This window comes from Leptospira kemamanensis, from assembly GCF_004769665.1.
Lineage (GTDB): Bacteria > Spirochaetota > Leptospiria > Leptospirales > Leptospiraceae > Leptospira_A > Leptospira_A kemamanensis.
In genome coordinates, this window is sequence record NZ_RQGG01000036.1 from 122,817 (window position 1) to 148,824 (window position 26,008).

Annotated in this window: 27 protein-coding genes and 4 tRNA genes; 12 read left to right on the top strand and 19 right to left on the bottom strand. The window is 38.8% G+C overall.

Annotated elements, in window-relative coordinates; all coding sequences use genetic code 11:
* Nucleotides 1-83: 83 nt before the first annotated feature.
* The gene (gene mnmG / locus EHQ59_RS13350; RefSeq protein WP_135620145.1) at nt 84-1,958 is read left to right on the top strand and encodes a tRNA uridine-5-carboxymethylaminomethyl(34) synthesis enzyme MnmG; all 1,875 of its coding nucleotides are present in this window, start codon (nt 84-86) and stop codon (nt 1,956-1,958) included.
* Between the two features lie 568 nt (nt 1,959-2,526).
* On the opposite strand, the gene EHQ59_RS13355 is transcribed toward mnmG, so the two are convergent.
* The gene (locus EHQ59_RS13355; RefSeq protein WP_135620146.1) at nt 2,527-3,252 is read right to left on the bottom strand and encodes a hypothetical protein; all 726 of its coding nucleotides are present in this window, start codon (nt 3,250-3,252) and stop codon (nt 2,527-2,529) included.
* Between the two features lie 58 nt (nt 3,253-3,310).
* Here EHQ59_RS13355 and EHQ59_RS13360 point away from each other — a divergent pair, with 58 nt between their 5' ends.
* The 3 genes from EHQ59_RS13360 to EHQ59_RS13370 are packed head-to-tail and all read left to right on the top strand — an operon-like array spanning nt 3,311 to nt 5,708.
* A complete protein-coding gene (locus EHQ59_RS13360) occupies nt 3,311-4,054 on the top strand; it encodes an RsmG family class I SAM-dependent methyltransferase (protein ID WP_135620147.1) in 744 nt (247 codons plus the stop codon).
* Nucleotides 4,047-4,808 carry a ParA family protein gene (locus EHQ59_RS13365; RefSeq protein ID WP_135620148.1) on the top strand — a complete coding sequence of 254 codons (762 nt, stop codon included), beginning with the start codon at nt 4,047-4,049 and terminating at the stop codon, nt 4,806-4,808. The genes EHQ59_RS13360 and EHQ59_RS13365 overlap by 8 nt, the downstream gene beginning before the upstream one ends.
* 3 nt (nt 4,809-4,811) lie before the next feature.
* Nucleotides 4,812-5,708 (top strand): ParB/RepB/Spo0J family partition protein, encoded by an 897-nt coding sequence (locus EHQ59_RS13370; protein ID WP_135620149.1) that lies wholly within the window; start codon nt 4,812-4,814, stop codon nt 5,706-5,708.
* Here EHQ59_RS13370 and EHQ59_RS13375 read toward each other — a convergent pair.
* The 4 genes from EHQ59_RS13375 to EHQ59_RS13390 are packed head-to-tail and all read right to left on the bottom strand — an operon-like array spanning nt 5,682 to nt 9,328.
* A complete protein-coding gene (locus EHQ59_RS13375) occupies nt 5,682-7,502 on the bottom strand; it encodes an ABC transporter transmembrane domain-containing protein (RefSeq protein ID WP_135620150.1) in 1,821 nt (606 codons plus the stop codon). The genes EHQ59_RS13370 and EHQ59_RS13375 overlap by 27 nt on opposite strands.
* Before the next feature lie 4 nt (nt 7,503-7,506).
* Entirely contained in the window at nt 7,507-7,977 is a 471-nt protein-coding gene (locus EHQ59_RS13380; RefSeq protein WP_135620151.1) for a YaaR family protein, read from the bottom strand.
* Between the two features lie 8 nt (nt 7,978-7,985).
* Nucleotides 7,986-8,339, bottom strand: coding sequence for a bactofilin family protein (locus tag EHQ59_RS13385; protein ID WP_135620152.1), 354 nt, complete (start codon nt 8,337-8,339; stop codon nt 7,986-7,988).
* Complete coding sequence (locus tag EHQ59_RS13390) at nt 8,339-9,328, bottom strand: M23 family metallopeptidase (protein WP_135620153.1); 990 nt, start codon at nt 9,326-9,328, stop codon at nt 8,339-8,341. The genes EHQ59_RS13385 and EHQ59_RS13390 overlap by 1 nt, the downstream gene beginning before the upstream one ends.
* Before the next feature lie 105 nt (nt 9,329-9,433).
* Between EHQ59_RS13390 and EHQ59_RS13395 the strand changes: the two genes are divergently transcribed.
* From EHQ59_RS13395 to EHQ59_RS13420, 6 genes are all read left to right on the top strand, one after another.
* A complete protein-coding gene (locus tag EHQ59_RS13395; protein ID WP_208652391.1) occupies nt 9,434-10,243 on the top strand; it encodes a TatD family hydrolase in 810 nt (269 codons plus the stop codon).
* Nucleotides 10,236-11,492 carry a serine--tRNA ligase gene (serS, locus tag EHQ59_RS13400; protein WP_135620155.1) on the top strand — a complete coding sequence of 419 codons (1,257 nt, stop codon included), beginning with the start codon at nt 10,236-10,238 and terminating at the stop codon, nt 11,490-11,492. The genes EHQ59_RS13395 and serS overlap by 8 nt, the downstream gene beginning before the upstream one ends.
* 225 nt (nt 11,493-11,717) lie before the next feature.
* Complete coding sequence (locus EHQ59_RS13405; RefSeq protein ID WP_244245536.1) at nt 11,718-13,154, top strand: OmpA family protein; 1,437 nt, start codon at nt 11,718-11,720, stop codon at nt 13,152-13,154.
* A gap of 42 nt (nt 13,155-13,196) precedes the next feature.
* A complete protein-coding gene (locus tag EHQ59_RS13410) occupies nt 13,197-14,051 on the top strand; it encodes a substrate-binding periplasmic protein (protein WP_135620156.1) in 855 nt (284 codons plus the stop codon).
* Between the two features lie 7 nt (nt 14,052-14,058).
* Nucleotides 14,059-15,603 carry an alginate export family protein gene (locus EHQ59_RS13415; RefSeq protein WP_135620157.1) on the top strand — a complete coding sequence of 515 codons (1,545 nt, stop codon included), beginning with the start codon at nt 14,059-14,061 and terminating at the stop codon, nt 15,601-15,603.
* Between the two features lie 183 nt (nt 15,604-15,786).
* Entirely contained in the window at nt 15,787-16,224 is a 438-nt protein-coding gene (locus tag EHQ59_RS13420) for a hypothetical protein (RefSeq protein ID WP_135620158.1), read from the top strand.
* A 30-nt stretch (nt 16,225-16,254) separates the two neighbouring features.
* Here EHQ59_RS13420 and recR read toward each other — a convergent pair whose 3' ends face one another.
* The 8 genes from recR to EHQ59_RS13460 all read right to left on the bottom strand — a co-directional run bounded on the left by recR (nt 16,255) and on the right by EHQ59_RS13460 (nt 20,043).
* Complete coding sequence (recR, locus tag EHQ59_RS13425) at nt 16,255-16,863, bottom strand: recombination mediator RecR (protein WP_135620159.1); 609 nt, start codon at nt 16,861-16,863, stop codon at nt 16,255-16,257.
* Nucleotides 16,841-17,206 (bottom strand): YbaB/EbfC family nucleoid-associated protein, encoded by a 366-nt coding sequence (locus EHQ59_RS13430; RefSeq protein WP_208652409.1) that lies wholly within the window; start codon nt 17,204-17,206, stop codon nt 16,841-16,843. Before EHQ59_RS13430 ends, recR begins: the two co-directional genes overlap by 23 nt.
* 20 nt (nt 17,207-17,226) lie before the next feature.
* The gene (dnaX, locus tag EHQ59_RS13435; protein WP_135620161.1) at nt 17,227-18,696 is read right to left on the bottom strand and encodes a DNA polymerase III subunit gamma/tau; all 1,470 of its coding nucleotides are present in this window, start codon (nt 18,694-18,696) and stop codon (nt 17,227-17,229) included.
* Nucleotides 18,697-18,826: 130 nt separating this feature from the next.
* Nucleotides 18,827-18,913 (bottom strand) — tRNA-Ser (locus EHQ59_RS13440).
* Nucleotides 18,914-18,957: 44 nt separating this feature from the next.
* Nucleotides 18,958-19,398, bottom strand: coding sequence for a nucleoside deaminase (locus EHQ59_RS13445; protein ID WP_135620162.1), 441 nt, complete (start codon nt 19,396-19,398; stop codon nt 18,958-18,960).
* A 1-nt stretch (nt 19,399) separates the two neighbouring features.
* Nucleotides 19,400-19,473: transfer RNA gene (locus EHQ59_RS13450), tRNA-Arg, on the bottom strand.
* Between the two features lie 392 nt (nt 19,474-19,865).
* A tRNA-Ser gene (locus EHQ59_RS13455) sits at nt 19,866-19,952 on the bottom strand.
* Nucleotides 19,953-19,959: 7 nt separating this feature from the next.
* Nucleotides 19,960-20,043: transfer RNA gene (locus EHQ59_RS13460), tRNA-Ser, on the bottom strand.
* Between the two features lie 70 nt (nt 20,044-20,113).
* Between EHQ59_RS13460 and EHQ59_RS13465 the strand changes: the two genes are divergently transcribed.
* Nucleotides 20,114-21,289: a class I SAM-dependent RNA methyltransferase gene (locus tag EHQ59_RS13465; RefSeq protein WP_135620163.1), complete on the top strand. Its 1,176-nt coding sequence runs from the start codon at nt 20,114-20,116 to the stop codon at nt 21,287-21,289.
* A gap of 66 nt (nt 21,290-21,355) precedes the next feature.
* Here EHQ59_RS13465 and EHQ59_RS13470 read toward each other — a convergent pair whose 3' ends face one another.
* From EHQ59_RS13470 to EHQ59_RS13495, 6 genes are all read right to left on the bottom strand, one after another.
* The gene (locus tag EHQ59_RS13470) at nt 21,356-21,556 is read right to left on the bottom strand and encodes a YgaP family membrane protein (protein ID WP_135620164.1); all 201 of its coding nucleotides are present in this window, start codon (nt 21,554-21,556) and stop codon (nt 21,356-21,358) included.
* 43 nt (nt 21,557-21,599) lie between these two features.
* On the bottom strand, nt 21,600-22,478 hold the full coding sequence (locus EHQ59_RS13475) for an alpha/beta fold hydrolase (RefSeq protein ID WP_135620165.1): 879 nt from the start codon (nt 22,476-22,478) through the stop codon (nt 21,600-21,602).
* Nucleotides 22,459-23,478 (bottom strand): CE1 family esterase, encoded by a 1,020-nt coding sequence (locus EHQ59_RS13480; RefSeq protein WP_135620166.1) that lies wholly within the window; start codon nt 23,476-23,478, stop codon nt 22,459-22,461. Before EHQ59_RS13480 ends, EHQ59_RS13475 begins: the two co-directional genes overlap by 20 nt.
* Entirely contained in the window at nt 23,475-23,948 is a 474-nt protein-coding gene (locus EHQ59_RS13485; protein ID WP_135620167.1) for a WbuC family cupin fold metalloprotein, read from the bottom strand. Before EHQ59_RS13485 ends, EHQ59_RS13480 begins: the two co-directional genes overlap by 4 nt.
* Nucleotides 23,926-24,117: a (2Fe-2S)-binding protein gene (locus tag EHQ59_RS13490; protein ID WP_135620168.1), complete on the bottom strand. Its 192-nt coding sequence runs from the start codon at nt 24,115-24,117 to the stop codon at nt 23,926-23,928. The genes EHQ59_RS13485 and EHQ59_RS13490 overlap by 23 nt, the downstream gene beginning before the upstream one ends.
* A gap of 71 nt (nt 24,118-24,188) precedes the next feature.
* On the bottom strand, nt 24,189-25,298 hold the full coding sequence (locus EHQ59_RS13495; RefSeq protein ID WP_135620169.1) for a glycosyltransferase family 4 protein: 1,110 nt from the start codon (nt 25,296-25,298) through the stop codon (nt 24,189-24,191).
* 147 nt (nt 25,299-25,445) lie between these two features.
* Between EHQ59_RS13495 and folE the strand changes: the two genes are divergently transcribed.
* The gene (gene folE / locus EHQ59_RS13500) at nt 25,446-25,997 is read left to right on the top strand and encodes a GTP cyclohydrolase I FolE (protein ID WP_012390367.1); all 552 of its coding nucleotides are present in this window, start codon (nt 25,446-25,448) and stop codon (nt 25,995-25,997) included.
* Nucleotides 25,998-26,008: the final 11 nt, after the last annotated feature.

Here is a 26,008-nt window from a genome sequence, read left to right on the forward strand (position 1 = left end):
GTTTTGATATCGTTCTAGAGAGTGGTCTGAACTCTCCTTATTTTTCATAAGACATAAGAATCGTTATACCAAGAAGACATAATATGAATCCTTCCTTTTATCCCAACCAATTTGATTGTATCGTTGTCGGCGCAGGTCATGCCGGAACCGAAGCCGCGTATATTTCTGCCAAAGCTGGTCTCAAAACCTTACTCATCACAATGAACTTAGATACGATTGGGCAGATGAGTTGTAACCCGGCGATCGGTGGAATTGCAAAAGGCCATATGGTGCGAGAGGTGGATGCTCTCGGTGGTCTTATGGGTCGGGTGATTGACCAAACAGGGATCCAATTTAAGATGTTAAACACATCCAAAGGTCCTTCCGTTTGGGCGCCGCGTGCACAAGCAGAGAAAAAACAATACCAACTGATGGTGAAACACCAGTTGGAAAAATTACAACATCTCTCCATCAGACAAGATACAGTAGAAGATTTGATTGTGGAAGGAAACCAAGTGACTGGTGTCATCACTGGTCGTGGCTTTACGTTTTATACAAACCATGTGATCTTAACCACGGGAACATTTTTATCGAGTGTGATTCACATTGGTACCTACCAAAAAGAATCAGGTAGGATTGGGGAACCAACCACCAAAGGTTTATCGCATACACTCGCTCGTTTTGAATTACGCCTTGGTCGTTTGAAAACAGGAACCCCTGCTCGTGTTCATAAAAACTCCATCAACTTTGATGGACTCGAAATCCAAGACGGTGATGAAAACCCACGCCCCTTTTCTTTCTCCACAAAGAAGATTGATCGTAGACAAATTCCTTGTTACATCACTTACACAAACGACACCACTCATGAACTCATCAAACAAAACTTAGAATACTCACCGATGTATTCTGGTCAGATCAAAAGTATAGGTCCAAGATACTGTCCTTCTATCGAAGATAAGGTAGTTCGTTTTGCAGAGAGAGACCGTCACCAAATCTTTATCGAACCGGAAGGTTACGAAACAAACGAGATGTATCTCAATGGTGTCTCTACTAGTTTACCGGAAGAAGTGCAATGGAAGTTCTTACGAAGCATCAAAGGTTTGGAAGAAGTAGAACTCATGCGACCTGGTTATGCCATCGAGTATGATTATGTGGATCCCACAGAACTCAATCCAACTCTCGAAACAAAAAAGGTAAAGGGTCTTTACCATGCGGGTCAGATCAATGGAACCACTGGGTATGAAGAAGCGGCAGCGCAAGGACTTGTGGCGGCATATAATGTGATTCGGTCTGTGAGAAAAGAAGAACCAATTCTTTTCAAACGAAGTGAATCTTATATCGGAGTTCTTGTGGATGATCTTGTCTACAAAGGTGTGGAAGACCCATACCGTATGTTCACAAGTCGTGCTGAGTATCGTCTCCTCCTCAGACAAGACAACGCTGACCAAAGGCTTATGCAGTATGGTTATGAGATGGGTCTTGTAGAAGAATCATTGTACAACGAGATGAAAGATCGCTACGCAAGGATTGAAAAAATCAAATCCCATCTTTTTGTTTCGGCAATGAAACCATCGGAAGAGCTTGCAAAACTCTTAGAAGAAAAGCAGATCACCAATTACAAATTTGGTCATACCCTTGCTTCCTTTTTGAAACGATCTGATATCAAAATCAAAGACATAGAACCTATTGTTTCTGAGCTTTCGATTTTGAACGAAGATGAGAAAGCTGTTTTGGAGATGGAAGTAAAGTATGAAGGGTATTTAAAACGAGAACTCGAAACGATTGAATACCGAAAGAAGTTTTTAAACTTCCAAATCCCATCCGACTTTGATTATGCCAGTGTGAAAGGTTTGAAAACAGAAGCGATTGTGAAGTTAGAAAAACATAGACCACTCAATTTGGAAACTGCCTTACACATTTCGGGTGTGGATCCATCGGATGTGGATCTACTGCTTTACCATTTGGTGGATCGTAGATAATAGATAGATCATTCTTACTCCGAGTCACCACTTCCTTTACGAAAGAATAAAAGAATATATACCAAGGAGGTTTCCCTTCTTGGTTTTTTTATGCCTAAATGCAAGCACTAGATTTGTAAGAAAATGATTTAGCCAAGCGTAGTCGTTTAGAATGAATGATTTTAATAAAGGCATTCCATCAATTATGCACTTTCCTTGCTTCCAGAAATAGACGAACGATCAGAAACTAAGAGCGCATGTAGATTCTAAAGATGGAGATTTTTATTAGATTCGAAAGTAGAGGACCTCTTTTCTTTTGAATCAACAATCATAGAGAACCGATGATTCCAGATGTGAGCTTAGCTGTGACTCCTGGATGATAGTTTCAGAAACAATGGAATCTGTATTTTGAATTTTTAAAATGAATTGTTTCTAGATGAAAGCAAGGTGATAGACGGTTCAACAAGAGAGGAACTGTTTTTGAAAACTGCTTCGTTAGTGGGGAATGAACGGTTTAGTTTCGAATGACTTTCGTTGGCAAAACTTTCTAACTCGCCAACGAAATTGTATTTCTGGGTTACTTTAAAACTCAGTCGTAAACTAAGACGTGGGTTTTTTCTAGAATCCAGTTGTCCCCCTGTTTCACGTGAAACGAATGGGACTCTAAACTTCCATCTGCTTTGTATTTCAGTTTATGAACACGGCGATTTTCACCTTGGAAGAATTCTCTTTCCACTAAGTTTCCTTTTGCATCAAACTTAAAGTGGATCTCGCCCAGTTCCTTCTTTTTATCATCTGTCAAATATTGGATTTGAACATTAGGTCTTTTAGGATCGATTTGAAAACGAAAGGATTCGTTGTCTTTGGTTTCCATGTTTTTACCTTCTGCAGCAAAAACATTTCCTTCCCCATCACTTTCAATGGAGTAAACCATCACAAGTTTTCCTTCCGCATCTTTTATATTCATTTTCTTGAGTGCGCGACCTTTGAATTGAAAGTCCTTACGCTCCACTAAGTGGCCACCATTATCATACACTTCTTCGCTCGTTAATAAACCATCTGTATAACGGAATGTTGTTTTGCCGTCACCCTTCCCTTCTTTGTCTGAATAAGTTTCGGCGATCAATTTCCCATCAGAGTTGTATTCATATTCTGCGACATAAATCACCTGCCCTTCCGCATTTCGAACGATCTCTTTGTTCGGAACTTTTTTTACTTTTTTGAACAGATAAGCATCTTTGTGGGACCACTTGCCAGGTGTGTAACCTAAGATAGGAAACGAAAGGATGATGAAAAAAATAAACATTCGAAACATGGAAATGATTTCTCCTACAGGAGACATCGGCGAAAATCTATAAAACGATAATACGATTATGTCAGAAAAAACGATCCAAGAAGAAATCCAATCCATCATCCCAGAACTCTTTCCCTCTCTTGAACCAGAATTTGATTGGGAGCTCGTGAAAAACTTTTATGAATTTTTAAAGCGAGACAATGAGAAAGGAGGATTCTTTTCGCGAAACGATTCGGAAAAGATTCTTGAGAGACATATTCTGGAATCAATGATCTTTGTTTGGAAATTAAAAACGACAGGTTACGTTTCACGTGAAACAAATATTGCTGATGTCGGAACTGGGCCGGGACTCCCAGGATTTCTTTTTGCTCTTTTGAAAAAAGCACCTCATGTCTTCTTGGTAGATTCTCAAAAGAGAAAGTTAGCCTTGCTCGAAGCAGAAGTCGAAACTGGAAGTTTATCCAAGGTAAAAAAACGTGTGGAGTTTATCTATGCACGCACAGAAGAGATCAATTCCAATTTCGATGTAGTCACTTCCAGAGCCATGGTTCCCTATCCTTACATCGCAGAAGTGACTACCCGGATGTTGAAACAAAAAGGAATCTTATGTCCCTTTCTAGCACAACCCTATTCAGATTTGGAGAAAGAAACAGAGGTTCTCACGAACAATGGCTTTGTAATGAAAAAAGAAATTCCCATTCCTGAATTAGAGTTTGTTGGAAAGAGACATATCAAAATACTGCAAAAGAATTCACTTCCGAAAAAGGGATACCCCCGTGAATGGAAAGAAATCGTAAAGGAGACGAAAAGCAAGAATGGGTAAAATCGTATCGATCAGCAATCAAAAAGGTGGTGTTGGCAAAACAACCACAGCGATCAACTTAGCATCCAATCTTGTTGAACTGGGAAAAAAAGTTCTACTCCTCGATATTGATCCACAAGGGAACTCAGGGTCTGGTCTTGGGTTAGAGGTGCAGTCCTTAAATAAAACTACGTATGAAGTGATGATTGGAGAGTTATCAGCAAGAGAAGCGATCCAAAAAACTTTCATCAGTAATTTAGATATCATTCCTTCTAACATCAACCTCTCAGGACTTGAAGTAGACTTTCTCGGAATTGAAAAAAAAGAATTCAAACTCAAAGATGCACTCGCCTCTATCAAAGAATCCTATGATTATATTTTAATCGATTGTCCCCCTTCTCTTGGTGTTCTTACCATCAATGCCCTTTGTGCTTCTCAATCTGTCATGATTACTTTGCAAACCGAGTACTTTGCACTCGAAGGTCTTTCACAACTCATGCGAATTATTTCTCTCGTACAGTCACAATGGAATCCGTCACTGGCACTCGAAGGTGTACTTCTCACAATGTATGACAAACGTACGAACCTCGCAAACCAAGTAGCCGAAGATGTGAGAAACTATTTCAAAGAAAAAGTTTATGAAACTGTGATCCCACGTAATATAAAATTATCAGAGGCACCTTCTTTTGGAAAACCAATCAACTATTATGATCCCGATGGTGTTGGAGCAAAGAGTTATAAAAGTTTAGCGGAAGAAATTGTAGGGAGGGCATAAGTTATGGCACTCGGCAAAGGAAAAGTTTTAGGAAGAGGACTTGGAAATTTAATCCCAGTCAATGAAAACAATGTTGAGATTTCCAAGGACGAACAATCAGGACTTCGTGAAATCAAAGTATCTGAAATTGCACCGAACCCTCACCAACCAAGAAAACAATTTTCAGATGCATCCATCCAAGAGTTATCCAATACCATTGTAGAACACGGAGTGATCCAACCCATCGTTGTGCAAAAAAATCCATCCGGTTCTGGTTTCTTATTGGTAGCTGGAGAAAGGAGATTACGCGCGTGTAAACTTGCAGGCTTTGCGAAAATTCCAGCCATCGTTCGTGATCTCTCCGAAGCAGACATGATGGAGCTGGCACTCATTGAGAATATCCAAAGGGAAAATTTAAACCCAATGGATGAAGCATATGCTTATCAGGCAATCATCGACAAACGAGGGTTAAAGGTAACAGACCTTGCGACTCGTGTGGGAAAAAACAGAGCCACCATTTCCAATTTGATCCGACTCCTTGCATTGCCAAAGCCATTACAAGATTGGGTGAAGGAAGGGAAACTTTCAGAAGGACAAGCACGTCCCCTTCTATCCATTCCAGATTCCAAAAAACAATTTGAAGTCGCACAAAAGGTGATCAGTGAAGGATGGAATGTTCGGGAAGTAGAAAACTATGTTTCGAATCTTTTGAATCCAGAAAAGAAATCTAGTTCCTCTGCCAGTGGACCTGACAAACGAGATGCGAGTATTGTGAAACTGGAAACTAAGTTACGAAATAAATTCAGTTCTAAAGTGGAAGTGTCTCACAATGAAACAAATGGCAAAGGGAAAATTGTGTTTTCGTATGCAAACTTAAGTGATATGGAACGAATCTTAGAGCAACTCGGTGTGAAATTGTAATTTCGCCAAACGCTCATACAATTCACTAGATCGTAAGAGTTCGTCATGTGTTCCTACAGACTCAATCTCTCCTTCTTTAATCACAACAATTTGATCAGACTTTACGACTGTCGATAAACGATGGGCAATCATAATGGTTGTCCTTTCTTTCACTAAAAAGTCCAAAGCCCTTTGGATCATCTGTTCGGATTCTGAATCGAGTGCTGAGGTTGCTTCATCAAGTAATAGGATTCTTGGATTTCGTAAGATTGCTCTCGCAATTGCGATTCGTTGTTTTTGCCCACCTGAGAGTCGTGTTCCCAAATGGCCTAAGTTCGTATTATAGCCATCAGGCAATTGATTTAAAAATTCTGTTACATATGCATTTTCGGCAGCGGTTTGGATCTCTTCAAAACTGGCATTTGGTTTTCCATAGGCGATATTTTCTCGTAGTGTACCACTGAATAGAATGGGTTGTTGGGGAACGAATCCAATGAGGGATCGTAAGTCTTCTAACTTTAAATCTTTGAGATTGATACCACTGATAGAAATGGAACCAGAAGTTGGATCATAAAAACGAAGGATGAGTTCGAAGAGAGTACTTTTCCCACCACCCGAAGGTCCAACAAGTGCAGTAGTTTTGTTGGAAGGAATTTCTAAATTGATACCATTGATGGCTTTGGACTCGGGACGTGAAGGATAGGAAAATGTTAAATCTTTTAAAAGGATAGTGAATCCATTTTGTTTTCCTAAACCATTTCTTGGTATCGCAGAATTTTCAGAATGGAATACTTCTGCAATAGGTTTTGGATGGATTGGATCTTTGATTTCCGATTCGGATAACAAGAGTTCCATGAGTCTTTCTGTGGCTCCTGCTGCCCTTTGCAAATCACCCAGAACTTCGGATACGGCCCCCACACTATTTGCTACCATGATGGCATAAAAAGAAAAGGCAATGAGTTCGCCCCCAGTGATTTTTCCTTCAAGGACATCCGTTCCTCCCACCCATAACATAAAGCTGATTCCCGTAAGAATGAATAAAATGACAGTCCCGATGAGAAGGGCCCTTTGTCTAATTCTGGAAACGGCAACTCCAAAGGCATCTTCTACTGTTCTGGAGAATACATCGATATCTACTTTTTGGTGGTGGAAGGATTGTAAAATTTTAATGTTGAGAAGGGATTCACTGACATAGGTACCAATGTTTGCAATTTTGTCCTGAGTGTTACGGGAAAGGTTTCTCACTCGTTTTCCATAAAATAGAATCGGAAACACAATGAAGGGAACACTAAAAAGAACAATCATGGTGAGTTTGGCATTGGTAATAAAAAGAAAAATAATCCCACCCACAAACATCAAAAGATTTCTTAATGCGATGGAAGCGGAAGAACCAATGACCGTTTGGATGAGGGTCGTATCGGTTGTGATTCTTGATTGGATTTCCCCAGGAGAGTTGGATTCAAAAAAACTAGGATGGATAAAGATGATATGTTGAAAGACATCTTTTCTGATGTCGGATGCAACCCTTTCCCCGATCCAAGAAACAGTGTAATGGCGGATGTAGGTTCCAATCGCAAGTAGGATACCCACAAAGATGATAAAAACAAGTGCATAACCTAATTCTTGTTTGGATCTGGCAGAAAATCCTGCATCCACCAAATGCCGTAAACCTTGTCCGAGACCTAAGGTAACACCCGCTGTGAATAGAAGGGCAAACGAAGAAAGGATCATTTGCATTCGGTATGGTTTTAGATAAGAAAACGTTTTGGAAAGGACACGGAGGTTTTTTGACTTAGGTCGGTCAGGTGTTTGCAAAGAATTATCCTTTTAGATCAATCAGTAGACCCCTTATTTCATCTAATTGTTTCAAAATAACAAAGGCACTGTTATTGGGTGAAAACATCGTTTTCGCCAATAAGTCCAATTTTTCATCTACTACCTTCACATAACGAACATCTTTTTGGTCATTTCGTCCGCGTTGGGGTGCTTGCATCACTTTGTAGTTTCGTTTGAGAATTATCTCTGCAATTTGTTTGATGTGTTTTTTATAAGATTCAAGGTTTTTGTGATTGGGATCTTTGATGAGATCTTTTTCTAAATCTGGTAAATCTTTCCAAAGTTCATTCAGTTCTCTCGTTTCTTCTTTTCCAGAAGGAACAATGGATTCTAGAATTTCTAAAAAACTTTGTTTGGCTTCATCGACGGGAGCAAGGGAAGAACTTAGTTTTTCTTTGGAACCCTTTTTTGTCTGAGTGGAAACCGACTTAGGGTTGTTGTTTTGGATGATCATAAACCCGCCTAATGACGAGTGGGGTTAATCGTACATTTCCCGTGGAACACAACACCTTCTTCTACGATGAGACGAGGAGTGACAATGTCCCCTTCTAATCGACAACTCGAAAGTAGTGTTACCCGTTCTGTTGCATAAATATTTCCGCGGATTTCTCCACCTGCAACCACCACACGTGCTTTGATATCTGTATCGACGATTCCAGACTTTCCGATAAGGACCTTTCCTGTGGTTTCTAAGACTCCACGGAATTTTCCATCGATACGAATGAGGCCAGGGAACTTAAATTCACCTGTGAATTCAGCCCCTTCTCCGATGATGCTATTAACTAAATATTCTTCTTCTGTAGATGGATTCGACATTATTCTTGGATTTGGTTGAGAAACGAAAACGGATTCAACGCTTGGGTACCAACATGTACTTCATAATGAAGATGGTAAATCGGATTTTCAGGAGATTTTCCGACATATCCTAGAATGTCACCCTTAGAAAGTTTTTCGTTTTTCTTCACACGGATACGATCAAGGTTAGAGTAGATCGTTTTCCATCCAAATCTGTGGGAAATTTTTACATAATAACCAGTTGCTGGTGAGTAACCAGTATCAAACACTAAACCAGGTGCCGTAGCAATGACTTCTGCTCCTGGGAAAGATCCAATGTCTAAACCACGATTGTATTCTTCTTTGCCAGTAATCGGTGAGATGTACTTTCCAAATGGAAACAATACATACCCTTTAGTGGGCCAAATTGATGGTGTGTTTTTGATGATACTTTTTCTTTTTTTGATGAGTTTGATGATTTCTTCAGAAAGTTCAGAAGAGAGTTTCAAATTGTGAATGTCTTCTTTGATACGAAAGGATTCATCTGTGATGTCAGTTTGTGGTGTTCCTTGTAAAGCAAGGAATTGACCCGCTTGTCCACCCATCCCTTTGGAAACGCGAGATGGATCTCCACCTAATTTGATGTAGAGATTCGAAATTCGTTCGTAATAGTATTGGATGGTTTCGTGAAGAGAGTTTACCTCTTCTTTCATCTTCGAGGATTGTCTGATAAAGTCTTTGTTCGTTAAATTGAGTTCTGTGAGTTGGTGGATGGATCCACTATGTGATAAAACATTCACAGCGCTGATGACAAGTAGAACAACCATGATACCAATGAAGATGGAAATGGCTTTGTAGGAGATGACAAAGTTGATGGTTTTGCGGTCCGTATGAGGAATGACCATGATGGTCAGCTTTTCGCGACCCTTTTTGTCCAAATCCTCGTAACGTTGGGATAACTTAAGCTTCCATTCCTGGACTTTATACCGGAGTCGGTAAAAAATTAAATGTAATCTTTGTTTTACTTCCACGTTCGTAATAGACCTAGGTTGATTTAAACAAAAGTTAATCTACCCACTATATCTTTCGATTGAATTTTCATTTTCATCCAGTGGAAATTACAAATCTTGCTATTTATGGGATATTCGACGATAGACACACATTGCCACTTAGACATAATTCGTGAACAAGGACAAAGCATTGAAGAAACCCTGGAGAAATCCCGAAAGGTTGGAGTAGACCGACTGGTGCAGATTGGCATTGATCTACCAAGTTCTATCGAAGCTGTTCATATTTCAGATACATACTCGACAGATGAATTAAAAATTTCGTATTCGATTGGTTGCCATCCAACGGAAACACATGAATTCCCTAATGCTGATCAAATTTTAGATTTAGCAAAATCCCGAATGAATGATCCGAAATTTGCAGCGATCGGAGAGATCGGTGTGGATCTTTATCATGATGCAAGCACTCGTTCCCAACAAAACGATGTATTGCGAAAGTTTTTAGATTTCTCATCGAAATACCAACTCCCTGTTGTGATTCATTCTAGAGATGCATTTGCCGATACCTATGAAGCATTGAAAGAATTTAAAACAAAAGCATTTGGTGTGATTCATTGTTTTACTTATGATTATGAAGCTGCAAAACAATTTGTCGATCTTGGTTATTACATTTCCTTTTCAGGGATTGTAACGTTTAAATCAGCAACTGACATCCAAGAAGCTGCTAAAAAAATTCCAATCGAATCGATCTTAATTGAAACAGATGCTCCTTTTTTATCACCAATGCCACATCGTGGAAAACGAAATGATTCTTCTCATTTGCCCTATGTATTAGAAAAAATGTTTTCACTCAGAACAGAACCTAATGTGGAAGTGGCAAAACGAATTTACAAAAACTCAATAAAATTTACAGAAAGAAAGGCTTATCACCATGCTTGATATCAATCGTATTGTTCAAAACCCAGAGGAATTACTTTCCACCTTACAAAAACGTGGTGTTGTCTCTTCTGATATAGAAGCAAAAATCAAATCCGTTTCTGAAAAACAAAGAAAACTAAAATTAGAAGTTGAGGAACTTCGTGCAGAGCGTAACCGAGTTTCCAAAGAGATCGGAATTCAAAAATCGCAAGGGAAAGACATTACCGAAATTTCCAATTCCATGAAAGGGGTTGGGGATCGAATCAAAGCGATTGAAGATGAACTAACAAAAGAAGAAGAGTCTTTACACGAACTCAATTTAGGCCTTCCTAATTTATTAGATCCATCCGTTCCCGAAGGGAAATCGGAAGAAGACAATGTTCTCGTTAGACAATGGGGTGAGATTCCAAACTATTCCTTTGAAGCAAAAACACATTTTGATATTGGAGAGAAATTAGGAATCTTTGATTTTGAACGCGGAGTCAAACTTTCTGGTGCAAGATTTTATACCTATCGTGGGTTAGGTGCAAAATTAGAACGAGCATTGATGAATTTAATGCTCGATACTCATACTTCTGAAAATGGATATGAAGAGATGTGGGTTCCCGTTCTTGTGAACGATGAATCGATGACGGCCACAGGACAACTTCCTAAATTTGCCGAAGATTTTTATCGATTAGAAAAAGATGGATTGAATCTCATTCCTACAGCAGAAGTTCCACTTACGAATTATTACCGGGATGAAATCATCCAAGAAAAAGAGTTACCGATTTCTGTTTGTGCTCACACCTCTTGTTTTCGCAGGGAAGCTGGTTCGTATGGTCGAGATACACGTGGTTTAGTGCGAGTGCACCAATTTCAAAAAGTGGAACTTGTCAAATTTGTAGAACCTGAAAAATCTACAGAGGAACACGAAAAGATGTTAAATGATGCGGAATCGATTTTGCAAAAATTAAAACTTCCGTATCGCGTGATGTTACTTTGTAGCAAAGATATGTCGAGTGCTTCCTCCAAAACTTATGATATCGAAGTGTGGATGCCTGGACTAGGTCGATTTATGGAAATTTCTTCAGTTTCTAACTTCAAAGACTATCAAGCAAGACGCGGAAAAATTCGATACAAGTCAAAGGAAGGAAAAAACCTGCTCGTCCATACTTTGAATGGTTCTGGTCTTGCGATCGGTCGAACACTGGCAGCAGTGATTGAAAATTACCAGAAAGAAGATGGAACCTTCCAAATTCCGGATGTGTTAAAACAATACATTCGCTAAGAATTTTTGGGCAGATGACCGAGGTGTCAAATGCCCAATGAACTTACTCAACGAAATAGCTTTTCCTTTCCATTATCAAAAATAAAAAGAATCTCATTCCTTACTGGTATTATACGTAATTCCTTAACCAACTTCGTTTGGGGGAATAAGCGAGCTGCTAATAAAAACCTACATATGGTGGATATGCACCGTTCAATTAACATCCTTCATAGGGTTGATAAACGAATGGCAAATATTCGCGATAATCGGGGGAATCAGCGAGCTGCAGATAACACCGCGAAACTTGGTGCTAATAGACTTTCAAATATCTCACACCAACTTTGGTTTAATGGAAATTCCATTACCACTCTAAGCGAAGTGCAAAGTCAGGAAAATCATCGAAAATCCAATATCAGTATCTGCCTTTCGTTGGTATACTTTCTATTTTCATCAATTCTGTTTACATCATCGTTATTCAGCCAAACACGCGATAACGATCCTGTTTTGTTAGTGGCACCGATCCAAGGACCTATCAACACTGAGTTCCAAGAATTTGGTCCGACGATGACACCAGATGCGAAAACATTATATTTTTATTCAAAACGATCAAACCGTGGTTATACGGAAATTTTTAAATCTGAAAGAAATAAAGATGGGACATGGGATTTTCCAGAAGAAGTCAGTGTTTTAAACTCAGCTTTCGATGACCAAAGTCCATTCATTTCTCGTGATGGCAAAACATTGTTATTATCATCGAATCGTGATGGAGCAATCGAAGTGATGTTGCCAGACGGTAAGGTTGGAATTTCAAGAGATTTGTATGTTTCCAATTGGGATGGAAAAGTTTGGTCAACTCCAGTTGCTTTACCTTCACCGATTAATACGGAAGAAATTGAAGAAAATCCACACCTTTTAGGAGATACTTTACTTTTTACCCGATATCCATTTGGAAAACCAAATTTAGCAAAAGTATTCTATAGCCAATTTCAAAATGGACAATGGTCAAATCCAAAACCATTGCCTTCTCCCATTAATGATAGTCATGCGACGATTGCAGCCGCTTTTAACGACGATGGTAAAATCCTTTTTTTTGCATCCAATCGCCCTGGTGGGTACGGTGGTTTTGATTTGTATATGGCAAAAATCGAAGGAGAGAAGTTTACTGATGTTGAGAATTTAGGAGCGCCTATCAACTCATCGGAAGACGAAGCCTATATTGTCTTCCAACAAGTGAAAAAAACCTTCCTGTTTTGTAGAAGAGTAGAAGGAAAATCTTTTGATATTTTTACCGCCTCCGTTCCCAAACAAGAAAACATTGTACAAAAGAAGTTAGAAGAAACGAAAAAGATCTCTTTGGATTCGGTATATTTTGAACGCGCTTCCTCCGTTTTAAAACCAGAATCCTCTGCCCCTCTGGATTCGATTGTAGATTACCTACACGAGAATTCGGATAAAAAAATGAAAATTATCGGTCATACGGATTTAACAGGTACGTTTGAAGACAATATGATTTTATCCAAAGATCGGGCAGAGTCCGTAAAACAATATTTAGTCTCTAAAGGTGTCGAGCCAAAACGTTTGGTGACCGAAGGCAAAGGTCCAACCCAACCCGTTGTGCAAGGAACAGATGAGGAATCTTCCAAAAAGAATCGACGAACTGAATTTGTCTTACTGAATCCATAATTTTTCCTTGCCGATTCCCTTTCAGAAAAGAAGGTTAATTGGATGTTGCCTGTTCACCTTCGTTTCGTTTGGAAAATAGCGCTTTTTATTCTATTGGTCCCAGGTTTTTTAAAGGGGCAAACGAGTCCGACTTTAGAGAAAATTAAAAAAACAAAAACCTTAACGGTATCGGTGAATGAGTTTTATGATCCATTTTATATCGAAAATCCCAATGATTTTTTTCCGGGACTTGATGTAGAACTAGCTCAGGAATATGCAAAGTTTTTAGATGTGGATCTAAAAATCATTCCTCTCAGAACTTTTGACCAACATGCTCGAATGTTAGAGAAAGGTGATACACAGATTGCGATGGCAGGAATTTCTTCTTCTATCAATCGATTTCGAGATGTTTATTTTACGGATCCTTATTTGATCTCCACACCTGCAGCTCTCGTGAACCGAACTGCACTTCCACCAGAACCAGAAGGACAAATTGTCACCGTACAATTGTTTCGGAATTTGAATGATCTAACAAATATTACAGGAGTCTCCTATTCCGTTCTTGCGAATAGTTCCAATCATCAGTTTTTACGAGATGCCTTTCCGAAAGCCCAAGTTTTTTCTTATTTTACAAATGAAGCAGCCCTCAGTGAGCTAAAAAAAAATAATGTAAACGCATTTGTTGCAGATTCGTTTTATATCCAAGCCTTGTTACAAAAAGACTCTTCTCTAAGAGCCAATTATTTACCAATTTTAGGAGTTGTGCAAGAAGATCATATCAGTATGGCACTTGCTAAACGTGACATCGAGTTTTTGTACCATTTGAATTTTTTCATCAAAGAATTAAAACGAACAGGTAAAATCCAACAATTGATCAACAAGTATTTCAAATCCAATAAATGGGTGAAAAAAGAATAATTCAATCATGTTCACTCGTTTTTTTACAATTAGTATCCTATTCCTTTTTCCCTTTGCTTTTTTGTATTCTCAAGAAGAAGAATCACAAAGAACCATTATGAATTTTAATGGTTCCTTTCGGGTTCGTGCTACGAATGTTGGAAGAGATGTTTTACTCGATCGAAAAACCCCTGTAACACCTATTACTAATTTGGAAAAGGAAGATGCGGAACGATTAGATGCAGAACAAAAAACCATCCAATCTGATTTAGAACGTAGACAACAAGGTCTTCCCAGTCAAATCACTCGTCGGAAGGAAGATGTGAGTTATTATGATTCACGTTTTTTATACAATATGAGTTTTTCTGCCAATAAGTATGTAGAAGGGATTTGGGGAATGCAGGTGGGAGATATTCCTTTTGGTGGTAGAGGTCTTAGGGCAACAGGACCCGATGGATTTGATCCAGGACTCGTTGGTCCAGGTTCAGGTGGAGAAAGAGGACGAACTGCTGCCGTTAACGTACAAACAAACTTTTTATATCTGAACTTTCGAATCCCTGAATCAGGTTTATTCATTAAAGTGGGACAACAATTATTTAGTTCGGCACAAGGTAGAGTTTTGTTTTCCACAGGAACGGGCGTTAGTATTTTAAAAAATTTCCAATTTTTACGTTTATCGTTGGAAGGGGGAGTTCTTAGAGCACGAGACCAAAGTTTTTTGGATGTGGATAAAAATGGTTTCGCAGATAAAAATTATCAAAGTTCTAATATCTATTATAACCGGTTGAAGTTTGAGTACTTTCGAAATATTAGAAACGAAGTGTATGCTTACTTTTTAGATGATAACGACAAAACAGACAATGAAACAGCAAGGCTTGCTTGGTATGGTTTGCATAATGAATTTAATTTTCAGAAATTTTCCTTTATCGTTCACGGAATATTAAACACAGGTATTGTTAAAAAATTAAATGCCGTGAATGATACGAATGATGTAACTATTTACAACACCACTCGCCGTCATTTCATCAAAGGTGGAATGTATGATTTCCAGTTTACCTATCGTTGGAATGAATCCTTAAACTTCAATTTAATTGCACTTGGAACAACAGGCCGACCTGGCTATGATGAAAATGGACAAGAAGCCAATTTGAAGGGAAATGGATACCGAACACTGGCTCCTGGATTTTCCATTTCCAATATCGCCACCGACTTTACGGGAGGTTACGCTTTGTTCAATGGATCAAGTTTTTCTGGTTTGAATGAATATGGTTTGTATTCCAATATCATCGCCTTTGGTCCTTATCAATTTACCTTGGGTTACTACCAATTATGGGCCACAAAATCTCCAGAAATTAGAATCAATCGTGAATTTAGTGAACGAAATGGATATCGCACTTCCACCTATATGGGTATGGAATACAACTTTAACGTCCGTTATAACGTGACATCGGATTTTCAAATTATTTTTCGTTCGGGTTATTTTGTAGCTGGGGATGCTTTATTCGTATTGCTTGATTCCAAGTATGGTCGTGTCTTACGAGAAGCGTTTATTGTGTTTGAACACAGGTTTTAGCGAAAGAAACATATTTGATAGTTTATGTTAAAGCATATTTCTTTTTTAGAATTTTAACTTTTTTTACTTTAAGTTTCGAAACTTTGTTTTTGATCGATCTTTGTTATCTAGATGATATCGAAGTAAAGGGAGTGATCCAATATATTGCTTATTCTAAAGATCAGCGAAACTTGTTTTGCATCGTTGAAAAATATTCACCCTATTCATGATCCTTCCGTTTATCTGATAGCAAATGAGTTAGAAAAAGAGTTTCTTGTGAATGGGAATAAGGCTATTAGTGAAGAGTTCAGAAAAAATGATGAAATTTCATCTATATATCTTTATTTTTCAAAGATTTTCAACCATCCAAGTGAAGTGGAGATTATCACGCAAAAATCTGATCATTTCTATGAAACACCATTTTTAATCAATTATCAGTTTGTTTTACTCCAAAGCTTTTTTTTAGCAATAATCTTCATTCAAATCTTGGGGTTTAAATTTCACTATCCTAAATCCGTATCGATTCCCATTTATATAGTTTTATTTTATTTTTCTTTAGCTGGTTACTTTGAAATTGGTAGAAAAATCAAATTCCATTTCTTAGGTGAAGAATTAAAATTTGAAATTGTAGAGTCTAAGTAGACCGAAACGACTTTGATTCAAACAAAATGATTAAAGTGTCAATCTTGACTTAATCGCTTTTCCTAATGTATATTGGTCGGAATACTCGAGAGTGCCACCAATCGTAATCCCATGGGCAATTCTTGTGATTTTGATTTCCATTGGTTTGATGACAGTCGAAAGATAAGAGGCAGTTGCATCTCCTTCGAGCGTAGGATTCGTTGCGATGAGCACTTCCTTGATCTCACCAGAATCCAATCGCGTCATGAGTTGTTTGATTCGCAATTGTTCTGGACCGATCCCGTCTAACGGTGAAATGGCGCCATTTAAAACATGGTATTTGCCTGAGTATTCTTTTGTATTTTCAATGAAAAAGATGTCTTCTGGTTGTTCCACAACACAAAGGATTCCATTTTCTCTTCGATCTGATAAACAAATCGAACAAACTGGATCTTCAGTTAAACCACCACATTCGTCGCAAAATCTTAATTTGGATTTCGATTCTTCAATATTGGAAATCCATGATTGAAAGGTAGATGGATCCATTCGAAGTACATGAAAACCGATTCGTGTCGCACTTTTTTTACCAATGCCAGGTAAACTTGCAAATGCTTGGATGAGTTTTTGAAATTGGGGATCAGACAGGTGGAAATCCTCCATCCTTTTGCATTTGATTGAAGACTCCTTCAAAATCACTTGGATTAAAACCCAAAACATTTTTCATTTCGTGAGCCATGGCTTCTTTGGCTTTTCGTTGTACTTCATTTGTTGCCGATAAAATTAAATCTTCTAACATCTTTTTATCATCCGCATTGAACATGATGGGATTGATATTTAAATTGGTTAGAGTTCCATCAGCGGAAGCAGTCACTTCCACCATACCTGCTCCTGACGAGGCAGTGACACGAATCTGTGCGAGACGTTTTTGGAGTTCTTCTTGTTTTTCTTTGATATTTCCTAGCTGCGAAAATGCTTCTCGCATCTGTTTCATTTGGTCAAAAATTCCCATACTTACCTTTGGACTTATAAATTTTTGAATTGGTTGGAATCTACTTCCACACCAGAAAATTTTTCTTTGAGCAATTTCTCCATATCTTCGGAAGAATTGTCAGTTGGTTTGGTGGATGGAGCAGAAGTATTCGAAGATTGTTTGGTATCAAATGTCTCTGCTTGCGATTTGTTTTGTTTTCCTTCTACATTTGTTTCAAAAGGTGAGGTAGTTTGCGGTTTCGGAGTTTGGTTTTTGGATTCCGCAACTTGTGATTGATTGACACTCGTTTTTTTCAAAGCTTCGGAATGATCCGGTAAAACGCTAATGTCACCTTGTACGAGTTTGGTGAGTTCAGTAATTTTTGCCAATAATCCCGATACACTTGGTTTTTCTCGGTCCAATATCAATTTGCGAAATTGAATTTCTAAATAAACTTTCATTTCGTACGAACTACGAAGTTTCATTAAATTCAATTTTTCGTGAACGGAGAAAATCCGTTCGGCAAGTAAAACTAAAATCTCCCTGTCAAGTTCGCGGTAGTTTTGTTTGAGTTTTTGTAAGTCTTCCTGTGGAATGTTAATCGATTCACGATCCGCTAAATTGTCTTTGATGAGAAGTAGTGAATTCAAAAATTCAATAAAATCCCAAATGAATTTTCCTAAATCAATTCCTGCTTGGAATAAATTCTCCAATGTTTCGAAGATTTGTGCACTTTGAGATGTATCGATGAGTTGGTTTAAAAAATCGGTAAAGGTATCAATTCCATGATACCCGATCATTTTACGTAACTTGGCACCTGTTAGGTTACCATCCGTAAAGATCACTGCTTGTTCCATAAAAGAAAGCGTATCTCTAACAGAACCATCTCCCTTCTTTGCAATCCAAAACAATCCTTCTGAATCGTACTTCAATCCCTCTTTGGTACATAATGTCTCGATATAATTCTGTAAAACGGTGACAGGTACTTTACGGAAATGAAAGTCTTGGCAACGAGACAAAATGGTTTCTGGGATTTTATGATACTCGGTAGTGGCTAAAATAAAAACAACATGTGCAGGTGGTTCTTCCAAGGTTTTGAGAAGTGCATTAAACGCTGCACCACTCAGCATATGCACCTCATCTAAAATATAAACTCGGTACTTGCCACCCATCGCGTTAAATTTTACATTTTCTCTGAGTTCGCGAATGTTATCCACTCCACTGTTGGAAGCAGCATCGATTTCAAATACATCATTGGAATTCCCTTTTGTAATTTCTAAACAAGATGTACATTCATTACAAGGTTCCACCCCATCTGGGTTTTCACAATTCAGGCGTTTGGCAAGGATCCTTGCGATTGTGGTTTTACCCACACCTCGTGGACCGATGAAGATATAAGCATGTCCAATTTTTTTCGATTTAAATGCGTTTTGTAAGGAACCAACAGCGAGGTCTTGGTAAATCACATCCCTAAAGAATTGTGGTCGGTATTTTCGAAAGAGTACTTGGTGGTTTTCGCTCATTGAGTTCTTTGTTTATCTTTCAGAAAGATTTGAATTTTGGATTTCCCTTTGAGTATGAAAATTCACGGCTTAGAAGCAATGAAATAATTTCAAAAGAGGTGAGTTTTGGAAAGATTGCGGGTAGAAAAAGTGGCGGAGAGACCGGGATTCGAACCCGGGGTGCTTTTGGCACACATGCTTTCCAAGCATGCACAATAGACCACTCTGACATCTCTCCTTGATTTCTACTGGCTTCCATAAAAAGAAACGGTCGTAAGAATTCTACCTTTTCTCTTTGAAAAAACTCAGAAATTCAAATTTTATGTGCGACTTCGGTATCAGAGTGCATTTCGGAAAATGGTTTAAGAGGTAAATGGATTCCGTAGTGTAAGAAGAGATCCCTTCCCCTGGTTTTGCCGGTACAAAATAAACCACTTCTGGCAGTTTGACTCGGAGGATGGCTCCAGCACATAGTAAACATGGCTCAAGTGCTGTCAGTAGGATGTGATCTGCTAGATAACGCCCATTTACTAGAGATAAAGCTTTTTCGATGGCTAAAATTTCACTGTGTTTGGTAGGATTTAATGTTTGTTCGACGGAATTAAACGAAGAGGAAACTAAGTTTCCATCTTTTGTCACGATTTCAGAATAAGAGGGGATTTCGTTATGGAATTTGGAAAGTTCTACTTTGTATCGTTTTAGAAACGATTCATAGAGATCCACGCGCGCCCAAGAGGATTTGAACCTCTAACCTTCTGATCCGTAGTCAGATACTCTATCCAGTTGAGCTATGGGCGCAATGAATGCTTGAAGCATTTTTACCCAGTCCGAAAGAACGGGTATCACTATGGTTTTTTGCAAGCGGATGGAGTAAATCAAAAATCCCGCAATTCCTAGATAAAGTAGAATCGAAAGCAGGTGGATGGTAGCAGCGAGGTAAAGTCCCACAAAAGGGAGGAGAGAAAGGATCTGAGCCAGGAAAATTCCGACTAAAAACAAACAAGTATTAACCGCAGAATACAAAGAAAGGGTCACAAATTCAGGAAATTGGCGTTTCCAAGTGAAAATGGGAACCCAGGAAAAATACAAAGGTAACGCAGCAAAAATCTTAGCCGCTTCATCGGTCAGAAGATACGTTTTTAAGGTTTGTAATTTTTCTTTGATTTGGGTGAATTTCATGGCGGTAACATCGGAGACGCAGGGATTCGAACCCTGGGTACGATTGCTCGTACGACGGTTTAGCAAACCGCTCCTTTCGGCCACTCAGGCACGTCTCCAGCGACTCGGAGAAGGTAGGATTCGAACCCACGGTGGGATTACCACGACGGTTTTCAAGACCGCTGCTTTAGACCACTCAGCCACTTCTCCAAGAGTACCTATCCGTTATGTTAAATGCGAGTGCAGTGTCAAATGAATATTCAATGAATGGTCTACAAGAATGGAAAAGTTGCGGATAAAATTAGAAAAGTGGGCCAATGGTGGCTACTGTCTCGCTCACTATGATGGGCATGCTGTGTTTGTAGAAGGTGGAATCCCAGGAGAAACTGTGGACATAACTCTTACCAAACAAGGTAACAAGGAATGGTTTGGATTAGTCGATTCAGTCATTTCATCCTCACCATTAAGGATTCCTTCGGACTGCCCTGTGTATTTAGAATGTGGGGGATGTAGTTACCGACACATTTCCTACGAAGAGGAAGTGAAAGTGAAAACTTCCCTTTTGGAATTTATGTTTCCGGAATGGGTTGGTAAAGTAGAGATCGCAACCGGACCAAGTGTTGGCTATCGCAATAATGTGCAATGGCAAGTGGAAGGTGGACAAATCGGTTTTTTTGCCAAAAATACACACAGAATCATTCCCGATTCATCCTCTCATTGTAAGAATGTCGATAAACGATTGTTAATTGAAAATCCAAACGACTTTGCTATTCTTTCTAAACAAAAACCAAAACAAACCCGATTCCCAAAACAATCCAAAGATTCGAAATTCCAAAAAAAAGAGAATTCCCTTTCCTTAAGACTCTCCCAAAACGCGGTTGTGTTGTATGAAAAAGAGGAAACAAAATTTGAATTCTTGAGCACAAAACTCACCGTGCCAGCAAAAGGATTTTTTCAAATTAACCAATTCCTATTGGAGACTTGGATTCAGAAAATCAAATCCTTGTTACCTAAGGATGCAAATGTTTTGGAACTGTTTTGCGGATGTGGAACGATTGGTATCACCTTACGTGATAAAATTAAATCGTTATATGGGATTGAATCACATGAAAAAAGCATTCAATATGCAAAACAAAATGCAAAAGCCAATGGAATTACAACCTATGAATATGCGGTTTTAGATCTGTATCAAAAACACGTTTCCAAAGAATTGAAAACCTATTCGACATGGATCGTGAATCCACCAAGGGCCGGTTTATCCAAAGGAATCATGGAAACAGTAGAAATACTAAAACCAAGGGAAATTTTGTATTCCAGCTGTAATCCAAGTACTTTGCGAAGAGATGTGACGAGCTTAAAAGAAATAGGTTATGAAATGGACCACTTGAGTCTGTTTGATTTTTTTCCGAGGACAAATCATTATGAAGTGTTGGTTCGGTTACGAAAAAAGAAATGAACAACTCATTGTGTTCCGAATGAGTTGTTAAGATTTGGTAAATAGAGAATCTAAAAATTTAGTTTCTTATTTTCCTTTTGTAGTGATTTTAAATGGTAAGTAGGCTGGGCAAAATCCAATGGCGGAAGTGGCAATCATTACAAGTCCAATGACAAACAGTACAATGGCTGTGGTTCCTTCCACTACCCCACCTAGGTAAAGTCCACCTAACACTAGTCCTACTACAACTCGAATGATTCGATCATACAATCCCATATTTTGAAACATAATTTGTCTCCTTGGAATATCTGACGATGGAACCTGTGAAATTCTATTTATTTTTTTCTAACCACTCTAAGATCAGTTTGGTGACTTCTTCCCGTTTTTCCCAGTGAAGGAAGTGCCCGGCATGATCAAATCCAATCTTCCGAAATCCTCTTGGAAAATCGGATTCATTCAGAAGGTGTTCAAATAAATTTTTATGAAAACACCCATCATTGAGTCCATAGAGAACTTGGGTAGGAACAGTAATATTTGTATCAAAAATTCCTACGATGCTTTCACGACCGGATTCGGTAAAGAGGTCATTGAGATTTCGGTAGTAGGCCAAAGCAGAAGAAAGGATTCCTGGATTTTGGAAATTCGCTTTGATTTCAGCGAGATGGTCTTGGTTGGGTGTGAAACCGGGAGACCAGTCCTTCCATAAAAAATCTACCAAAGCAAATTGGTTCGATCGAATCGTAAGCTCCGCCAAATAGGGAATTTGAAAGAGTGCGACATACCAGGAATGTAAAGTTTGGAGTGGTGCCCAAAAAAAGGAATCCTGAAAGGTTTTTAAGAGAGGAACACCCAAACTCGTAATGGAGTGAAATCGATTCGGGTAATACATCCCAGCGGCATAGGCAATGATGGCTCCCCAATTATGACCTACTAGGTGGACAGAGTCCCATCTTCTGTCATCCATCCATCCGAGGACATCATTCACCAAATCCACAACATGAAGTTTGTTAGCATGTGAAATTGTAGATGGTTCATACCCTCGCATAACGGGTGCAACACATTGATACCCCTTTTTTGCCACTGCCTCCATGATCGGAGAAAAGGTTTTGTGATTATCTGGAAATCCGTGCAAAAAAAGGACAGGTTCACCAACACCTGTTTCCAAGGTTGTAAATACAGTGGAAGAACTTCTAATTTCGGAGTGATGCATTCTGAACCAACTTATCTTTGGAATCGGTATTTCGGAAAAATTGTATCACAATCTCTCTTGTATCCAAGTCCTTACTTAAATATCCGTATTGTTTTTCATTTTGATAATAAAATCCATTTGGCCAGATATGGCCTCCACCTGGGATCAAATACCCTTCTACAATTTCATCCCCCGAACAATCGGTGAGTTTTGTATAATCAATATCACGTTTCCAAAACTTACCCATATGTCTTTTTTTAGATTTAGATTCTTCCTTACAGGAAAAACCAGAACTCCAATATTTAAGTGAATCCTCAAAGGAGAGAACATCTCCCGCGGGAATTCGAGAAGAGTTGGGAGAAAGATCTTTGGGAATGGAAACCGTCCCACCTTGATAGGGGATCACATCGTCAGCTGTGCCCATGATAAAACCTATGGATTTGACTGGTGGGTTTGGGCAAATGGATACAAGACCTTTTGAGGTCACTGCCGCCACCGAATAGCCGGAGCGAAATAAGTCTCCTGATTCGCATAACAAACGTTGTGTCATAAATCCTCCGTTGGAAATTCCAACCGCATGGATTCGGTTGTGATCCACGGGGATTTTTTTATCTAAGTAAGCCACCATATCCCGAAAGAATTGAACATCTTTTGTATTTCGTTTGTCAGTGAGGGAATGGCTTAAGTTTCGGCCATCATTCCATCGGTTCGCGTAACCATCTGGATAAACGGCGATAAAACCATATTCTTCCGCTTTTTCTGACATTCGCGAAAGATAAATCATCCCTTCCCCACTTCCTCCTCCGCCGTGCAAAATGAACACAACGGGAAGTTTTGTTTCGGATCTTTCTTTGGGAATGTAATACCGAAAGGTTCGAATGATTCCATCTGAGACAATGGATTCTAAGGTATGGTCTTTTACTGGGACAACACTTGGTAAAGATTTACAAAAAAACGAAAACGGCAAACTGATCATGAGAAAATTTGCATAAACGGAAACTCGTAAAATCGTTCCCTTCATACAAAAAGAGATTCAAAGGATTGAATGGTTTGGGTTACGGTTGGGTCGCCTTCTAGTGGATAACTTGGGTGAAATTCTTTGTCCACGGTAGGATCATAAGGACCCGATTTCCCTTCAAAACAAACCGCTACGTCTGACAAACAAACCAAACTATGCCATACACCCGGTTGTAAATCGATTCCACGTTTGGGACCGTTCGAAGAAAGTTTGTGGGTTTGTAGAATTTTTCCGTCTTCCGAAAAAATTAAAAATCCAATTTCGCCTTCGAGAACCACAAAGGTTTCGGGTTTTGGATCCGACAAATGTCTGTGAGGTGATATATATGTATTTTTAGATAAAACATTCAGAAACCTTTGGTAAACTTCCTTTTGTTCGTGGAAGTTATGATTGGTACGTTTTCGTTCTGCTTGTTTTGCTTTTGTGATGAGGTTTCCGATTAAATCGGAATCAATGATTTGTATTTCCTGCAAGTTGACCTTCCAATTCCTGTTCGATGAAGGCTAACATATCCGGAACACAAGCCGTACAAGTATCTGCCGCTCCCATCTCACGGGCGACTTCTAGTATAGGGCGATTCGTTTCTTTGACAACATTTAAGATGGTTTCAAAGAAAACTTCTGCACAGTGACACTTGATCATGGTTCTGAGAATCAGTCTCGAAGATCAAAAAAAATCTGACAAGTATTTTTGGAACGAACCTGGTAGATTTTTTACGAATTTTTTGGGTTCAAAACGCTTTGGAACACTTCTAAATAGGGTTTTAGAACGTTTTGCCAAAGGAAACGCTTTGCGTTTGTTAGGCCTTTTTTCTGGGATTCGATTTGTTTTTTTCCATCTTTTAAGAGTGAGAGAAGTTTCGTTTGGAAATCAATTCCCTGGTTAGGATCAAAAAAGGTCGCGGAATCACGAAGCACTTCTGGTAATACAGATGCATGGGAAGAAAGGACGGTTGTGCCCACTGCCTGTGCTTCTAAGACCGGAAAACCAAACCCTTCCAAACGCGAAGGATAAACAAATACTTTGGCCGCTTGGTAGGCAAGGGGTAATCGATCGTAAGGAAGGTGGCTTAAAAAATAAATTCGGTTTGGATTCTTTTTTTGGAATTCTAAAAATTCAGTAGGGATCTCTTTACTGATGCCACCAACCACAAGAGGGAGTTTCAACGAACCTTGCTTCCACATTTGTTCCAAATTGTTTAATAGAAAGGGAAAGTTTTTATGAGCTTTCCCAATTCCAACGGTGAAAAGATAATCCTTTGGTAACTTTTGTTCTTTGATAAACGAACTTACTTGGGTTTGAGAACGTTTGGAAAAATTAGAAAGATCAATTCCATTATAAACAACAGAGATTCTATCTGCTTTAAATCCAAAACTTTTGATGAGGTCATCTTTCGTATACTGGGATACTGTGATAATGTGTTTGGCAAACCACTGGATGGAACGAAATACAATTTGTAAGTACAAACGTTTCACAAGGGAACTATGAGTTTCTTTGAAATGATAAGGAATCAGATCATGGATGGTAACAATGCATTTGCGAAGGTAACGGAGGGGAACGTTGAAATGTGGTATATCCAAAACATCCATCTCTGCCATTCTTGGGTGACCTAAAAATTCTTTGGGTGAATAAATCTTAGTTTTGTATTCGATGATTTCAGCATCTCTCGGAATCTCATATTTTTTAAGAAGATTTGGATCTCCGAAGAGGTAAAGTTTGGCGTCCTTTTCTTTCAGTGGCCAAAATTTTAAAATATGTTGGATACGAATTCCGATCCCGGAATTTTCGATCATCCTTGCATCGTATCCAATTTTTTTTTGCATTTGTTTGATGATTATGTCCTTTCGAATCAAAAAAAGGAAATGTATCTTTTCCTAAGAAGTCAAGTCTAGTCAAATAAGTAGTGAATATTCTGCATTCAAATTTTGAAAGGCAGGTTCACATCGAACTCACTTTCAAAAAGGAATCGGATGGAAAACTTAATCGAAGAAATCCTAAAACAAATTGGTGAAGATCCCAATCGTGAAGGTCTTGTCAAAACGCCCAATCGTGTGAAAAAAGCATACGATTTTTTAACCAGCGGCTACAAGGCAGACATCAACCAATTGGTCAATGGTGCCATTTTTGAAGAGAACACTACTGGAATGGTACTTGTTCGTGATATTGAAATGTATTCTTTGTGCGAACACCACCTACTTCCTTTTTATGGAAGAGCTCATGTTGCTTACATTCCTAATAAAAAAATCATTGGGATCAGTAAAATTCCGCGAATCGTAGATGTTTTTGCACGGAGACTCCAAGTACAAGAAAGACTTACCGACCAAATTGCACAGGCCATCCAAGAAACTTTGGATCCACTTGGGGTAGGTGTTGTCATCAAAGCAAAACATTTGTGTATGATGATGCGTGGTGTGGAAAAACAAAACTCCGAACTATTCACTTCTAGTTTGCTTGGTTTGTTCAAAACAGATCCTACCACTCGAAGCGAATTTTTGGATTTGATCCGAACCGGTTCCCACTAAGTTCAATTTTT